A 1,015-nucleotide genomic window follows, 5' to 3' on the forward strand; every position below is an offset into this window, starting at 1 on the left:
CAAGGGATTTGCGCTGCTGACGTTGGTAGCGAACAACGTGAAATTCAAGGACGGAGTAAAGGTGCTGGAGGAGTCAGACAGGAGTGCCGCCTGACCGACGCCATACACCAGATTTGACAATAGCTCTTTGGTGGTGATAAGCATCGCACCGACGAGCAATACCGCAGCTTTATCTATGAGCCGGGCAGCTTCAAGCCATTGGTGCAGCTGGAAGGGGAAGGGACGGATGCCGAGGTATTCCATTATCAACTTGACCACCTCGGTACCCCGCTGGCGCTGACTCGCGATAATGGAGCGACTGCCTGGCAGGTGCGTTATCGCGCCTATGGCAATGTGTGGCGGGAAGAGATAGCGGAAGTGGCGACGCCGCTGCGTTTTCAAGGGCAGTATTTTGATGCCGAGACCGGCCTTCACTACAACCGTCACCGTTACTACCAGCCTGAAACGGGTAGATTTATCACCCCCGACCCGATAGGCTTGGCAGGCGGGCTTAACAACTACCAGTATGCCCCCAACCCCACCGGCTGGGTGGATCCGTTGGGGTTGAAGAATGTAAAAGAAAATGGGCTGAATAATATTCATGGTAAAGCCAGCCCAAGCTTGCAAGGTGGGCTGGAAGCACCACCGAGTGTTGGCCAAAGTAAACCCGATTTTTATGTTGGCCCAAGTGGCCCTGACTCGACATTGCCGAGTACTGGGTATAGGTATGATAGATATTTAAATGATGATGGCTCATTATATAAATACGGCCAAGATGCAATTAATACGGGAGAAGCTCGACTGTCATATTTCGGTTTTGATAAATTAGATACAGGAAATCAGGTTACAGAGGCATTCCAGATTCGAGCGCCAAAACATGTGACGATGAATGATCCAGATAAGTCATGGAGCTGACTCTTATACACAAATATTGTGAACTGATTGGCACTTTTCCCGATTTCCAGGATCTGATCTCCTATGTGACTCCCGAACATGGTAACGATCATGCTAACTTTTGCTCTTCATCGTGCGGCCG

Annotated in this window: 1 pseudogene; it reads left to right on the forward strand. The window is 50.2% G+C overall.

Annotated elements, in window-relative coordinates:
- Nucleotides 1-141 precede the first annotated feature (141 nt).
- Nucleotides 142-546: pseudogene (locus GWQ22_RS21550) on the forward strand (RHS repeat-associated core domain-containing protein); the annotation flags it as partial.
- Nucleotides 547-1,015: the final 469 nt, after the last annotated feature.

Origin of the sequence: Aeromonas sp. 1HA1, from assembly GCF_029237385.1 — a bacterium.
GTDB classification, from domain to species: Bacteria; Pseudomonadota; Gammaproteobacteria; order Enterobacterales; family Aeromonadaceae; genus Aeromonas; species Aeromonas popoffii.